This window comes from Roseivivax jejudonensis (assembly GCF_900172265.1).
In the GTDB taxonomy this organism is placed as follows: Bacteria; Pseudomonadota; Alphaproteobacteria; order Rhodobacterales; family Rhodobacteraceae; genus Roseivivax; species Roseivivax jejudonensis.
In genome coordinates, this window is record NZ_FWFK01000003.1 from 219,457 (window position 1) to 233,790 (window position 14,334).

Here is a 14,334-nt window from a genome sequence, read left to right on the forward strand (position 1 = left end):
TCGGGCTCCTGAGATATGAGGTGGCGCGCGGGCGGTCCGGCCCCTCCGCGCCGGGTGGGGCCGGTTCGGATTCAGAACCGGCTGGTCAAACCGACGTAGAACCGGCGGCCCTCAAGGATCTGGCCAAAGGTCTCGCTGTCCATCTGCTTGTCGAAGACGTTGTAGACCGCGAACGCCCCTGCGAAGGTCCGGTTGAAGTCGTAGGTCATGCCCGCATCGACCAGCGTGTAGCCGGGCACGCGGTCGTCTTCGGCGACGACGTTGGTCTCGCTGCGATACCGCACGTCGCCCCAGGCGCCGAAATCGCTCGCCTGCGGTTTCCAGTCGAGCCCGAGATTGACCTTGTGCATCGGCGTGTTGGTGAAAGGATCCCCCTCGGCATCGCCGCTGGTGATCTCGCTGTCGGCGTAGGTGTAGTTGCCCGACAGGTCGAAGTCGCCGAGCGGCATGTCGAAGGTCAGTTCGACACCGCTCAGCCGCGCCTCTTCGCGGTTCACGTACTCGCTGGTGAAGACGTAGTTGTCGATCCCGCCGTAGGAGCAGGTGCCAGCGGTCTGCCCTCCCAGCGTGAACCGGTCCGCCTCGGGCGTGTCGCAGACCGTTTCCCGGTCGATCTTGTTGCGGAAGGTCGTGTGGTAGATCGTGCCGCCGAGTTGCAGGCCCGACGGCGCGTTCCAGACCGCGCCGATCTCGTAGTTCGTGCTCTCTTCCGGCTCGAGGTCGGTGTTGCCGATGTCGAGCGCGTTGTTGCGCGGTCCGCCGGAGGGTTCGGCGATCAGATCGTCGGCCTGCTTGAGCTCGGGCACCTTGTAGCCGCCGCTCACCCCGCCCTTGATGGTCAGGTTGGGCGACACCGCATAGACGCCGTAGACGCGCGGAGTGATCTGGCTGCCGTAGTTCTCGTTCTCATCGTAGCGCAGGCCGAAGGTCACCGCGAATTCATCGGTCAGCTGGACCTCGTCCTCGGCAAAGAGCGCGTAGTGCCAGCGCTCGAGGCCGGTCGCGACAGAGGGACTGAACCGCGCCTCGTCGTGTTCAGTCGTTTCCTCGGTGTAGTCGGCGCCGAAGGTCAGCGTATGCCGGCCGAGCGCCATCGTTGTCTTGGTGTTGAACTCGGTCTTGCCATAGCTGGACTCGAGATCGCCGTTCGTGATGTCGACATCCTCGTCGATCAGGAACGTCGTGGTTTCGAACCCGGCGCCCCAACGGAGCGTATGGGTCAGGCCATAGCTCAGGAATTCGTTCTGCACGTCGCCGGTGCGCGTCGCGTTGTCCTCGGTCGTTTCGAAATCCTGCCGCGTGCGGCGCACTTCGAAGTCCAGGTCGTTGTTTTCGTTCAGCGACCAGCTGAGCTTGCCGCCGAGCGTGCGCCGCTGGCCCTCGGGCAGGCCCGGAACGAAGCTGTCCGCCTCCCTGTCGTGGGCCTGGCCATAGAGTGTCAGTCCGAGCGCATCTTCGACGATCGGACCGCTGAGGTAGAAACGTCCCTCGCGCGAATTGCCTGCATCTTCGTCCTGCGGGACCGTGGTGCCGAGCGTCAGGCTGCCGTCCCACGTGCCCGGCACGGGCTTCGTGATGATGTTGATCACACCACCGGCTGCGTCGGTCCCGTAGAGCGAGGACATCGGACCGCGGATGACCTCGACGCGATCGATCGCGGAGGCGGGTGGCAGGTAGCCGGTCTTCTGGCCCGAGCCCCAGCCATTGTAGAACGCCTCCTCGGTCGAGCCCACAGGCTTTCCGTCCACGAGAAACAGCACGTATTCCTCCGGCAGCCCGCGGATGCTGACGGTCGCGCCGCTGAGCTTGCCGCCCTGCTCGATCGTGACCCCGGCGACGTCCTCGACAATGTCCACGACGGTCTCGTTCGAGCGTCCCTCGAATTCTTCGGCGCCGATCACGGTGATCGACGCGGGCGCATCCGCAATCCGTTGCTCGAAGCCCGACGCGGTGATGACGAGCGTATCGAGATCGTAGGCCCCGTCGTCTGCGGCCTGCGCGTAGGCCAACGGTGCGGCGAGGCTCGTGGCCAGAGCTCCGGGGACAACGAAATAACGGAAATGGATGGAAAAAAACATCGAACAGGAACCTCCTGGCCCGCCGGATGTGCCGCGGGCGAATGACAGCGGATCGGGCGCCGGAGGACCGGCGCAACGGATATCGCTGGGAAGAACCTGGCTGATTGGATGGGCGACGCATCGCCTCGGGTCACGCTGTTACCGGAGCCGCGCGACCATCGCAATCCCAAACCTTTGCATTATTGTCAGGTTTTTCGGAGAGGTGTTTCCGGCGCAATCTGCGCGGTGCAGGGTCGCGACCCTGGCGCCCGCGCGCCAGCCAATGATGGCCAAGGCGACAAGTCGGCCCGGCACACGGTGGGGCGCCTACCGATGCGCGCGGCGACAGCGTCCACGCGCCTTTGCCGGCTCAGTTCAGCAGATCTGGCACGATCGTGACGATGCCCGGGAAGAACCACAGGATGGCGAGCCCGACGACCTGGATCACGACGAAGGGCGCCACACCGCGATAGATATGCCCCGTCGTCACCGACGCCGGCGCCACCCCCCGCAGATAGAACAGCGCGAAACCGAACGGCGGAGTCAGGAACGATGTCTGAAGGTTCACGGCGATCATGATCGTCACCCAGCTCGGATCGAACGAGCCGCCGTAGATCACCGGCCCGACGATCGGCACGACGATGTAGATGATCTCGAGGAAGTCGAGCACGAAACCCAGCACGAACAGCACGAGCATCACGATCAGGAAAACCTTGAACTCGTTGTCGAAGCTCTGGAGGAACTGCTGGATGTAGTGCTCGCCGCCAAAGGAGATGACCACGAGGTTCAGCAACTGCGATGCGACAAGGATGGTGAAAACCATCGACGTGACCTTCGCGGTCTCTCGCACCGCGGGCGTGAGCACGCGCGCGCGCAACAACACCCAGCAGCAGTAGACGAGGCCGAACAGCGCGAAGAGGAACGCGCCGTAGGCCGCGAGGAACGCGATCCAGGTGACCGCTCCGACACCCGAGATGTTGACCCGCAGATCGAAGTTGATCCCGATCAGGAGCATCGCGATCAGCGCGAACGTGGACCATGTGACGATCCAGGGCGAACGTCCCTCTTCCCGAAGCTTGCGATAGGCCGCGAGCATGATCGCCCCCGCCGCGCCGAGGGCCGCCGCGGGCGTCGGGTTGGTGATGCCCCCAAGGATCGAGCCGAGGACCGCGATGATCAGCACGAGCGGAGGGAAGACCACGCGGATGAGCTCGTTGCGGCCCATCCGGGCCGCCGCATGACGCACGCCCCAGAGCGCCAGCGCGCTCGGCAGTGCCATCCACAGAACAGTGGCCGCCGGCGACGTGAACGGGGTGATGAACAGGATATCGACCGCCAGAAGCGCCAGAACGCCGATCGCCCCGCCGATCAAAGGCAGTGGCTCCGCCATCGGCGCGACGCCGCGCCCGATCGCGAGGGCCAGCGCGAATAAGACGGCGAAGGTCGCGATCCCGGTGCCGATCGGCGCGGCGGTCGCGGCCTTTCGGGCGCGGGCCTCGGCGATCTCTTCGGGGCTCAGACGCTCCGCACTCTCGACCCCGCCCTGCGCCTCGATCTCGGCCTGTTCCGCCACGGCGGCATCCCACGCGGACTGGCCGTGCAGCTCGATCATCGAGGCCTGGCACTCCGCGCTCACGTTCGTGCGCAGCGAGGCCGTGTCGCCGGCCTCGGAAAAGCTGTCGACGGCGAGCGACTGGTTGCCCACGATGTTGACCTGCCCGGCGAGGAGCACGCCGGCGATGATGGCGACTGGCACGAACAGATACCACGTGAGCGCTTCGCCCCGGGTCACCACCTCTCCGCCCGCGCCGTCTTCGAGCGCGACGGGCGGCGCCTTGGACGGATTGAAGAGCGCGAAGCCGAACGCGTAGGCGGCGTAAAGCCCGGCGAGGAGGATGCCCGGCAGCAATGCCGCCTGGAACAGCGTGCCAACGGACACGACCGCCGGTTCGCCGAGATAGGTCAGCGCATCGGAACAGCCGGCGAGTTGCGCGCGTGTCTCCTGGCTGGCGGAATAGAGATCGCCGGCAAGCGTGCCGAGAAGGACGATCACGATCGACGGCGGGATGATCTGGCCCAGCGTTCCCGAGGCAGCGATCACGCCGGTCGCGAGTTCGGGCGAATAGTTCGCGCGCAGCATCGTCGGCAGCGCCAGAAGCCCCATCGTCACAACGGTCGCGCCGACGATACCGGTCGAGGCCGCGAGGAAAGCGCCGACCACGACAATGGACACCGCGAGACCGCCGGGCAGCGGGCCGAACACCCGCGCCATCGTGGTCAGAAGATCATTGGCGATGCGCGAGCGTTCCAGCACGATCCCCATGAGAACGAACATCAGCACCGCCAGAAGCGTTTCGATCGACGGACCGGCGAGGACGCGCTCGTTGATGCGGTTGGTGATGAAGGACACGTTTCGGTCGAGCGCCGTCTCCCAGCCCAGCGGGAAGACGGATTCGCCCACGCGCGGCAGGTCAGGATATCGGAAGATCGAGATCGTTTCGGACCGGATCCCGTCGGCGACGAGGGCGCGGTAGGCCTCGGACGTCGTATCGATGGCCTGGTGGATCAGCAGCCCGGCGCTGTCGAGCGCGGCGATGATCGCGAACGAGATGACGCCTGCGCCGCCGATGGCGAAGGCCACCGGAAAGCCCGACAGGATCGCCGAGAAGAGGCAGACGAAGACGATGATGAGGCCGAGCTCAACCCCGTCGAGACCGAATAGCATGGAACCTGTCCTCGCCTGTCAGATTTCGGCGTGCTCGTGACCGCCGGTGTCCGGCGCGTCGAGCACGTCCAAATCGAGATACTTGTCTTCGCTCTCGGGGCCTTCCTTCCACTCCAGATACGAGCGGAAGAGGAAGGCCCATGCCTGCAGAAAGATCAGGCCGGTCATCGCCACGAGCAGGACCTTGAACAGGAAATATGCCGAGAACCCGTTGGGCGAGAAGCCGATCGTCTCCACGTTCCAGCGCAGGGCGCGGGCCTTGAGCAGCAGCCTCTCGAGAGGCTCGGAGGCCGACGGATTGGGCACGATCAGGTGGCGCCACATGAAGAACCACGAGTAAAGCCAGATCAGCACCGCCATCGGCATCATGAAGAAGACCGAGCCGACCATGTCGATCACACGCTTGGTGCGGAAGCTCACGGCGGAATAGACGAGGTCGACCCGCACGTGGCCCTTCTGCACGAAGGTGTAGGTCAGGCAGAGCGCGACGATCAGCGCGTTGTAGAACTTCAGTTCCTCGGACCACCACGAGATGTCGAACTCGACCGGAATGCCGAGCCCGAGCGAGATCGAGGGCCGCGCGAAGATCCGCTGCATGAAGACGATGACGACCTGCTGCAGCACCATCAAGAGCCCGGCCCAGCACATTATCCGGCCGAGCCCGTTGGCGAAGCCTTCGAGCCCCCGCACGACGCCCCACAGAAACCCGTTGCGCCAGAGCCCGACAGCCCCGATCACGAGGAAAAGCGTGAACACAACGAAGAAGAACTCGACCGATCCGCCGTAGTAGACGAACCGCATGATCGCCTCGTTCGACGACCAGTCGAGCCACAACCCCGGATGCGTCAGCGCGTATCCGAGATTCCAGAAGGCCATGACGAAGTTCTGCAGCACCCACAGGATGCCGTCGAAGAGCCAGAAGCCGCCCGCCGCGCCCTGCTCGTCCATGTCTCTATCCCTGACACCGTTTCCCGGGTTCCGACCCTTCGGCCGGCACTTGGCCGGGCCCGTCCGCCCGGCAGGGTTCCGCGTCGCGCCACGATCGGACACGTGCGGGAGGCCGGGGCGTACAGTTGCGCCCCGGCCCCGTCCTCACGTGACGATCAGGCGCTGCCGAGCACGCGGTCGCGCTGCGCGGTGTAGGCGCCCGACGAGGTCTTGATCCAAGCCGACGAGGCCTGCATCGACGCCATCGCGCTGTCGTAGACGCGCTTGTAGATGTCGTCGCCCATGTTCTCGTCGTGAACCTGCTGGCTCGCGTCGCCGAAGGCGTCCCAGACGCTGTCGGGGAACTCGCGAAGCGTCACGCCGCCCGACTGCAGACGCTGAAGCGCCGCGCCGTTCTCGGTGAGGAACTGCGCGAGGTTCCACTGGTGCGCCTCGGCTGCCGCGATCTCCACGATGCGTTTCTGTGCCGGGGTGAAGCTGTCGAAGACGTCGCGGTTGAAGGCGAGCGACAGGCCGGCGCCGGGCTCGTGGAAGCCGGCAGTGTAATAGATCTTGGTGATCTCCTGGAAGCCGGCCTTCTCGTCGGCCCAGGGCCCGATCCATTCGGTGCCGTCGATCGCGCCAGAAGACAGGGCCTGGTAGACCTCGCCGCCGGGAATGTTCTGAACCGAAGCGCCGAGCTTGCCGAGCGCCTGCCCCCCGAGACCCGGCATGCGGAACTTCAGGCCATTGAAATCCTCGGGCCCCGAGATCTCGTTGCGGAACCAGCCACCGGCCTGCGCACCGGTATTGCCGCCGAGGAACGACTTCAGGCCAAAGATCTGTCCGAGCTCGTCGTGCAGTTCCATGCCGCCATCATGGTAGTACCAGTTGGCCAGCTCCTGCGCCGTCATGCCGAACGGCACGGCAGTGAAGAAGGCGTAGGCCGGGTGCTGGTTGACGAAGTAGTAGTCGGCACCGTGATACATGTCGGCCTGGCCGGACGTGACGGCGTCGAACACCTCGAACGCGCCGACGAGTTCGCCTGCGGCCTTCAGGTCGATGGTCAGCTGACCGTCGGTCATTTCGGTGATCGTGTCCGCGGCGCGCTGCGCCGCGTCGTGCACACCGGCGAGGCCGCGGCCCCAGGTGGTCACGAGCGTCAGCGTGCGGTTGCCCTGGGCGTAAGCCGGCGCGGCGAGCGTGCTGGCGGCCGCGGCAGTGCCGCCGAGCGCGGACGTTCTGAGAAATTTGCGACGATCCATGTGTCCTCCCTAGATTTTATTGTGCCGGCGACGTCCACAAACGCGGCCGGCACGGATCGTTGAGTGCGGGGAACCTAGCCGCGCAAGAAACAGAGCGGAAGAAGATTTCTGCGCGCAATAAGCGAAAAAAACGCGCGCGTGGCAGCGCGAGCGACCCTATGACGCGGCTTCCCCTACGTCACCCTCCCCGGCCTGCCCCGGCCAGCCCGCCAGCTACGATCCGCGAGCCGCCCGCTGGCGATCGCGCACGATCGCACCCGGTGGCAATGTCGGCGCCACACCGGCCGAGCGCGCGGCTTCCCGCCGCTCAAATTCGTCGGCCATCGCCGGCGCCATGATACCGCTGATCCATGCGAATGCAGCGCGCCATGCCGCCTCCTCCGCACGGGACAGCCCGCCGGGCGTTTCGGCTACCAGAGCGTCAACAAGCGCGTCGCCAATTAGTGGAAGGTGCTCCGGCAGAGCCTCGTAATACACGTGCCGGCGCGCGAGCGCATCGAGCGTCTCACCCAGGATCGGCGCGCGGTGCATCTCGCGCACCAGCGTCGCGAGCGTTCCGTTCAGCTTTTCCTGCTGCAGGCCCATCTCCTCGGGGAAGATGGCGCGCAGATGCGGCGCCCGAGCGAAGAGACTGTCATAGAAACGTTGCGCGATGTCGCGCTTGGCCGCGAAGGCCCGCGCGAAACTGCGCGTCACGTGCTGGATATCGTCGGGTGTCATCGTGCGGGCTCCGTGGCTCCGCTCCGGTCTATCCCCACCGGGTTGTGCGATCCTTAAGGGTCACAGCCCCGCGCGCACCGACGAAGGCGCACGGCATATTTCCGTCGGGAAGAAAGGGATATGGTGCGGTCGAGAAGACTCGAACTTCCACGGGAGTTACCCCACAGCGACCTCAACGCTGCGCGTCTACCAATTCCGCCACGACCGCACTGTCCTTGGCATTGGGTAGCGGGCGTATAGACGGAGCGTTTGGGGATGTGAAGGGGGCGCGCGCAAAAATTTCACGCCTCCCGCGACGGCAAGTGAGGGCTGGCTCAGCGACGCGCCGACCAGCGTCCGTCGCACTTCTCGAAGTGGGTCCGGGACAGGGTCCGAAACCGCGTTCCGCCCTCCTCCGCGCCGCATCGCTCGACGATGACGCGACGCGGCTCGAGCGTCAGGATGTTGAAATCGTTGGGCTCGCCGCGCACCCGGCTCGAAAGGCCCGTCCCGGCCTGCACGAGGAGCAGGCCCGCCGCGGCCTGGACCGGTGTCGCGCGCCAGACGTGAAGGTGCCCGCAGAGCACGACGTCGGCGCCCTCCGCCGACAGCGCCCGCAACCCGGTCGCCGCGCCCCGCATGCCGCGCTTGCCGCTGTCGGGAAGCGTCTCGGGCGGATGGTGCATCGCAACCACGCCGAGCAGGCCGCTGGCGCGCGCCGCGCGCAGGCGCTCGCCCGCCCGGGCGAGCCCGTACCACCGCAACCGACCGCGCTGCCACGCCTTCGGGTCGGCGGTGTTCAGCCCGCAGACGACATATCGCTCACCCTCGTGAAACGGCTCAAGGTCGCGGGCGATGTGGCGGCGGAAGCGGCCCCATGGCCGGAGCATCCGAACCGCGAGGTTGTCGAGCGGCGTATCGTGATTGCCGGGCACGCACAGCACCGGCGGCGACAACTTGTCGATGAAGGCGCGCGCGGCGCGAAACTGCGCAGTCCGGGCGCGCTGCGTCAGATCCCCGGAGATCACCACGAGATCCGCGCCGGCCGCGTTGACCGTCTCGATCAGCGGACCGGCAAGCTCCGGCCGGTCGCGACCGAAATGCAGGTCGGACAGGTGAACGATCCGTCCGGTCATGCCACCGCGGTTGTGTCGGTCTCGTCCTGCTGCGGCGCGATGACGTGCAGAGCCTCGGGATGCATCCGGAACCGGAACGGCGCCTCGAGCCGGAACCGCTCGCCATCCATCGCCAATGTCTGCCACCGGCGCGATGTTTCGATCACGATCTCGGTACCGGTGAAGAGCTCGAAGTCGCGATTGAGCACCATCCCCTGCGACGCCAGCCGCAACGCCCGGAGCAGCAATTGCCAGCGCGAGGAATCGGGGGCGAGGAAGAGGGCGAACTCACCGGCCTTTACCGCCTCGCTCCCCTCGAGCCCGTAGCGCTCGAGCTGGAACGCGCTCCGGCCTACGAAAGCGAGCGGCGTCTTGCGGCGGATCGCCGTGCCACCGACGGACACCTTCATCCGGACCGGACGGCGGAAGGTCAGGAACGCAACGAGCACCGACCAGTGCGCCGCGATCCGCGACCGCCCCCAGCGCTTGTACGTGCCCTCGCGCTCCTTCAGCACGTGGGGATAGACGCCGAGACTGGCATTGTTGAGAAAGACCTGCCCGTTGACTTCGCCCACCGCGACGGCGCGGGGCTCGCCCTCGGCCAGAAGGTCGACCGCCTCGTCGAGGTCCTCGGGGATGCCGAGCCCGCGGGCGACGAAGTTGAACGTGCCCATCGGCACGATGCCCAGTCGCCGACCGCTGCCGGCCACCTGCCCCGCGACTCCGGCGATGGTGCCATCGCCACCAGCCGCCGCGACGGTGCCGAAGCCGTCCTTCATCGCGCGTTGACAGGCGTCGGCGATCCCGTGGCCGGGCGTGATCCGGCGCAGTTCGAACCGGCCGGGATGCCGCGCGAAGGCGGCCTCGAGCCGCGCGGTGCGCCCGTCCGAGTCGCCGTTTCCGGACCCCGTGTTCATGAGCACGCAGATTCGACGATCGGTCGACATGACGATCGCGCTCTGGTCGCTGTGAGGGTTGGTGAGAAAGCTCATGTTCTGGGCGGTCCGGGAGGGGTGCGAGTGTGTCCCGGTCAACGCCGCCGCGACACGGCGGTTCCGGCAAGATGCGGCGCCGCGGCAGGCCGTCGCCCGCAGTTGACCACGACGCGCGCCGGACCTACTCCCGAAACCATGGTAGAGTGGCGGATCGAACCGGGCCTGACCGACTACGCGCGGGCGGTCCAGGAGATGGAAGCGCGGGTCGCGGCGATCGCCGACGGCACGGCCGACGAACTGGTCTGGCTCGTCGAGCACCCGCCTCTTTACACAGCCGGAACCAGCGCACGGCCGGCGGACCTGCGCGACCCCGACCGCTTTCCGGTCTTCGAGGCACGGCGCGGCGGGCAATACACCTATCACGGGCCCGGGCAGCGCGTCGTCTACGTGATGCTCGATGTCGGGCGCCGCGGACGTGACGTGCGCCGCTTCGTCGCCGATCTCGAAGCCTGGGTGATCGCCGCACTCGGCGAATTCGGCCTGACGGGCCACATTCGGCCCGGCCGCGTCGGTGTCTGGATCGAGAGGCCCGACAAGGCGCGCACGCCCGCCGGCGCCATGGCCGAGGACAAGATCGCCGCGATCGGGATCCGCCTGCGCCGCTGGGTGAGCTTCCACGGTCTGTCGATCAACGTCGAACCGGATCTCGATCATTTCGACGGCATCGTGCCCTGCGGCATCACCGATCACGGCGTCACGAGCCTCGTCGATCTGGGCCTGCCGGTGACGATGGCGGACCTCGACGTCGCGTTGGCCCGCAGCTTCGAGGACACGTTCGGCGATCGGCGGAGCGAACCGCGCGCCGAAACCGTCGCGACTGGACCCTAGCGCCGCGACGTCATCAGGACATGGCGCACGATGTCGGCGCGGCTCAGCCCGCGCGCGGCCAGCTCCGCGTCGTCGCACGCGCGCAGATGTGCGATTCGCGCGCGGATCGTCCGGGCGCGGGCGTCGAACGGTGTGTCCATGACTGTCTTGAACCGGTCGAGCGGGCGGAGCGCCGGCAGTCTTGGCAGGCGCGGCGACGAGAATACGGTGTCGAAAAAGGCCATTTCGGGCACTCCCCGGAAGAAAGGGACAAATGAAAAAAGTGGCGGCAGCCGAGTTCAGGATACATCATGAGCGAGATTCTGCCCAAACAGGAAATGCATCGCATTGCATCTTGACCATGCAAGATCTGTTTCCCCGCAAGGGGTCGCGGTCGCCGCTGCACGGCTCCGGTGCACCGCCTTGATCTGCGACATTTTTCCGAGACGTGCGGCAAAACCGATCATTGCCGCTCGCGCCGGGTTCTCCTAGAACACCGCCACACAATGACCGGGTGCGGGTGGCGAGCCTCGTGCCCCCCGACCTACATTCAGGAGGCTTACATGGCAGACGCCGCCGTACACGGCCATGACCACGAAGACGAACGCGGGTTCTTCACCCGCTGGTTCATGTCCACCAACCACAAGGACATCGGCATCCTCTATCTGTTCTTCGCGGGACTGATGGGGTTCGTGTCCGTCGCCTTCACCGTGTACATGCGGATGGAGTTGATGAACCCGGGCGTGCAGTACATGTGCATGGAGGGCGCCCGGCTCTTCCCGACGGCAACCGAGAATTGCACGCCGAACGGTCACCTGTGGAACGTGATGATCACGGCGCACGGCATCCTGATGATGTTCTTCGTGGTGATCCCGGCGCTGTTCGGCGGCTTCGGCAACTACTTCATGCCGCTTCAGATCGGCGCGCCGGACATGGCGTTTCCGCGGCTGAACAACCTGTCGTTCTGGCTGTTCGTCGCAGGCTCGACGATGGCGGTCGCCTCGGTCTTCGCGCCGGGCGGCAACGGGCAGCTCGGCTCGGGCATCGGGTGGGTTCTCTATCCACCGCTGTCAGTGCGTGAGGGCGGCTATTCCACCGATCTCGCGCTCTTCGCGGTGCACATCTCGGGCGCCTCGTCGATCCTCGGCGCGATCAACGTCATCACGACGTTCCTGAACATGCGCGCGCCGGGCATGTCGCTCTTCAAGGTTCCGCTCTTTGCCTGGTCGATCTTCGTCACCGCATGGCTGATCCTGCTGTCGCTGCCAGTCCTGGCGGGCGCCATCACCATGCTCATCACCGACCGGAACTTCGGCACGACCTTCTTCGACCCGTCGGGCGGCGGCGACCCCGTGCTCTACCAGCACATCCTGTGGTTCTTCGGTCACCCAGAGGTCTACATCATCATCCTGCCGGGCTTCGGAATCATCTCCCACGTCATCGCGACCTTCTCGCGCAAGCCGATCTTCGGCTACCTGCCGATGGTCTGGGCGATCATCGCGATCGGCGCGCTCGGCTTCGTCGTGTGGGCGCACCACATGTACACCGTCGGCATGTCGCTGACCCAGCAGAGCTACTTCATGCTGGCGACGATGGTCATCGCGGTGCCCACGGGCGTGAAGGTCTTCAGCTGGATCGCGACGATGTGGGGCGGTTCGATCGAGTTCAAGACGCCGATGCTCTGGGCGTTTGGCTTCCTGTTCCTGTTCACCGTGGGCGGTGTCACCGGCATCGTCCTGTCGCAGGCGGGCATCGACCGTGCCTACCACGACACATACTACGTCGTGGCGCACTTCCACTACGTGATGTCGCTCGGCGCCGTATTCGCCATCTTTGCGGGGATCTACTTCTACTTCCCCAAGATGACGGGCCGCATGTATCCCGAATGGGCGGGCAAGCTGCACTTCTGGGCCATGTTCATCGGGGCCAACCTGACGTTCTTCCCGCAGCACTTCCTCGGCCGTCAGGGCATGCCGCGCCGCTACATCGACTATCCGGAGGCGTTCGCCCTCTGGAACCACGTGTCGAGCTGGGGCGCGTTCCTGTCCTTCGCCTCGTTCCTGTTCTTCATCGGGGTGATGGCCTACGCGCTGTTCAAGGGCGAGCGGCAGACCGCCAGGAACCCGTGGAACGAGTATGCCGACACGCTCGAGTGGACGCTGCCGTCCCCGCCGCCGGAGCACACCTTCGAACAGCTCCCGAAACGCGAGGACTGGGACAAGTCGCCGGCGCACTGAGCCAGGCCCGACCATCACCGAAGGGCCCCGCATGTCGGGGCCCTTCTGCGTTACGGCCGCGGCGTCACGCGGCCCTCCGCCGAGTGCGCCGCTTCATGCCCTATCGCTGGACAGATGACCGCCCCGACCGCGCCGCCGAGCTGACGCTCTGGCCGCACAATTCCCTGCCGCCGGCGGGATTCGCGGCCTTCATCCTCGCCACGTTCACCATGGCAACGCTGCCGCTCTACGGTCTCCTCGGCACGACGCTTCTCTGGGGATTGCTGCCCTTCATGCTGATCGCGCTCGGCGGCATCTACTACGCGCTCACGCGGAACCGTGACGATCGCCGAATCCTCGAGGTTTTGACGCTCAACCGCGACCGGATGCATCTCGTGCGCCACAACCCGCGCGGCACGGCGCAGGAATGGGAAGGCAATCCCTACTGGACGCAGGTCACCCTGCACCCCAAGGGCGGACCGGTGCCGAACTACGTCACCCTGTCGGGCGCCGGCCGCGAGGTCGAGATCGGCGCCTTTCTCTCGGAGGACGAGCGCAAGGCGCTCTACGACGATCTGGCCGCGCGGGTCCGCGCCCTGGCCGCGTCCTGATGGCGCAGGCCCCGGCCACGCCGAAGACGCGCCGCCTCGCGCTCGCGGCGCTGGCGCGCACCGCGCCCGTGCGGGCCGCCGCCCGCACCGACCTCGTTCCGGCCGAACGGGCCGCGCTGGCGCTGCGGGCCGCCGCGGCGCACCGGCCGCTTCCCCGCGCCGAAGAGGTGGTGTTTCTCCTGCCTCTGGTCGGTCCCGGGGATGTCGGCGACTGGCCGGCGGTGACGCGCCGCCTCGCGGCCACGCTCGAAAGCCTGCGCGCCCAGGCGCCCGGCACCTGGCGCGCGACGATCTGCTGCCAGGAGCGTCCGCCCCTGCCCCACGACCCGCGCATCGGCTTCCTGCCCTTCGACGATCCCACCCCGGGCAACGACAAGTGGCGCAAGCTGCGCGCACTCGTGAACGACATGGCCGCGCGTACGGACCGGCCGGCCTACGTCATGACGTTCGACGCCGACGACCTGCTGCGCCGCGGCACGGTCGAGGAGATGCTCGCGCGCCAGGGGCCAGGCTTTCTCGCCCAGACCGGGTTCGTTCGGGACGTCGCCACCGGGCACGTGGCGCTGGCCGGTCCGCGCACGGCGCGAGCCCCCCTGCGCAAGCCGTTCTGGAAGCTCTGCGGCTCCTGCGCCGCGCTCCTCCACGATCCCGCCCTGCCCGAGAGCGCCGCGTTCCTCGCCGAAATGACCCAGCACGAACACCGGATGTTTCCCCATCTCGCCGCGCTCGCCGGCCGGCCGCTGGCCCCACTCTCGCGGCCCTCGGTCCTCTACGAGATCAATCACGGTGAGAATTTCGGCGCGCGCCGCGGCCGCGTCGGATTCAAGACCCGGTTCGTCGCGCGTTACCGCGTCACCGACGCGGCGACGCTGCGCGAGGTCATCCGCGACTTCCCCTGAACGGCGCGCCATGGCAGC

12 protein-coding genes and 1 tRNA gene are annotated in these 14,334 nt (G+C 66.7%); 4 read left to right on the forward strand and 9 right to left on the reverse strand.

Annotation, left to right across the window (positions count from 1 at the left end; all coding sequences use genetic code 11):
• Window positions 1-71 precede the first annotated feature (71 nt).
• The 8 genes from ROJ8625_RS08980 to ROJ8625_RS09015 form a co-directional block, all read right to left on the reverse strand.
• The gene (locus ROJ8625_RS08980; RefSeq protein WP_085791551.1) at window positions 72-2,078 is read right to left on the reverse strand and encodes a TonB-dependent receptor domain-containing protein; all 2,007 of its coding nucleotides are present in this window, start codon (window positions 2,076-2,078) and stop codon (window positions 72-74) included.
• A gap of 349 nt (window positions 2,079-2,427) precedes the next feature.
• Window positions 2,428-4,782: a TRAP transporter large permease gene (locus ROJ8625_RS08985; RefSeq protein WP_085791552.1), complete on the reverse strand. Its 2,355-nt coding sequence runs from the start codon at window positions 4,780-4,782 to the stop codon at window positions 2,428-2,430.
• Between the two features lie 18 nt (window positions 4,783-4,800).
• The gene (locus tag ROJ8625_RS08990) at window positions 4,801-5,730 is read right to left on the reverse strand and encodes a TRAP transporter small permease subunit (RefSeq protein ID WP_085791553.1); all 930 of its coding nucleotides are present in this window, start codon (window positions 5,728-5,730) and stop codon (window positions 4,801-4,803) included.
• A 155-nt stretch (window positions 5,731-5,885) separates the two neighbouring features.
• Window positions 5,886-6,974 (reverse strand): TRAP transporter substrate-binding protein, encoded by a 1,089-nt coding sequence (locus ROJ8625_RS08995; RefSeq protein ID WP_085791554.1) that lies wholly within the window; start codon window positions 6,972-6,974, stop codon window positions 5,886-5,888.
• Window positions 6,975-7,187: 213 nt separating this feature from the next.
• A complete protein-coding gene (locus tag ROJ8625_RS09000) occupies window positions 7,188-7,694 on the reverse strand; it encodes a globin domain-containing protein (protein ID WP_085791555.1) in 507 nt (168 codons plus the stop codon).
• Between the two features lie 121 nt (window positions 7,695-7,815).
• Window positions 7,816-7,902, reverse strand: a tRNA-Leu gene (locus ROJ8625_RS09005).
• 106 nt (window positions 7,903-8,008) lie between these two features.
• Window positions 8,009-8,809 carry a metallophosphoesterase family protein gene (locus ROJ8625_RS09010; protein WP_085791556.1) on the reverse strand — a complete coding sequence of 267 codons (801 nt, stop codon included), beginning with the start codon at window positions 8,807-8,809 and terminating at the stop codon, window positions 8,009-8,011.
• Window positions 8,806-9,780 carry a diacylglycerol/lipid kinase family protein gene (locus ROJ8625_RS09015; RefSeq protein WP_085791557.1) on the reverse strand — a complete coding sequence of 325 codons (975 nt, stop codon included), beginning with the start codon at window positions 9,778-9,780 and terminating at the stop codon, window positions 8,806-8,808. Before ROJ8625_RS09015 ends, ROJ8625_RS09010 begins: the two co-directional genes overlap by 4 nt.
• A 138-nt stretch (window positions 9,781-9,918) precedes the next feature.
• Between ROJ8625_RS09015 and lipB the strand changes: the two genes are divergently transcribed.
• On the forward strand, window positions 9,919-10,611 hold the full coding sequence (gene lipB, locus ROJ8625_RS09020; protein WP_085791558.1) for a lipoyl(octanoyl) transferase LipB: 693 nt from the start codon (window positions 9,919-9,921) through the stop codon (window positions 10,609-10,611).
• On the opposite strand, the gene ROJ8625_RS09025 is transcribed toward lipB, so the two are convergent.
• Entirely contained in the window at window positions 10,608-10,835 is a 228-nt protein-coding gene (locus ROJ8625_RS09025) for a hypothetical protein (RefSeq protein ID WP_085791559.1), read from the reverse strand. The two genes, lipB and ROJ8625_RS09025, sit on opposite strands and share 4 nt — an antisense overlap.
• Before the next feature lie 318 nt (window positions 10,836-11,153).
• Between ROJ8625_RS09025 and ctaD the strand changes: the two genes are divergently transcribed.
• The 3 genes from ctaD to ROJ8625_RS09040 all read left to right on the forward strand — a co-directional run bounded on the left by ctaD (window position 11,154) and on the right by ROJ8625_RS09040 (window position 14,316).
• Complete coding sequence (gene ctaD, locus ROJ8625_RS09030; protein ID WP_085791560.1) at window positions 11,154-12,827, forward strand: cytochrome c oxidase subunit I; 1,674 nt, start codon at window positions 11,154-11,156, stop codon at window positions 12,825-12,827.
• Window positions 12,828-12,922: 95 nt separating this feature from the next.
• Window positions 12,923-13,417: a DUF2244 domain-containing protein gene (locus ROJ8625_RS09035; RefSeq protein ID WP_085791561.1), complete on the forward strand. Its 495-nt coding sequence runs from the start codon at window positions 12,923-12,925 to the stop codon at window positions 13,415-13,417.
• The gene (locus tag ROJ8625_RS09040; RefSeq protein WP_085791562.1) at window positions 13,417-14,316 is read left to right on the forward strand and encodes a hypothetical protein; all 900 of its coding nucleotides are present in this window, start codon (window positions 13,417-13,419) and stop codon (window positions 14,314-14,316) included. The genes ROJ8625_RS09035 and ROJ8625_RS09040 overlap by 1 nt, the downstream gene beginning before the upstream one ends.
• Window positions 14,317-14,334: the final 18 nt, after the last annotated feature.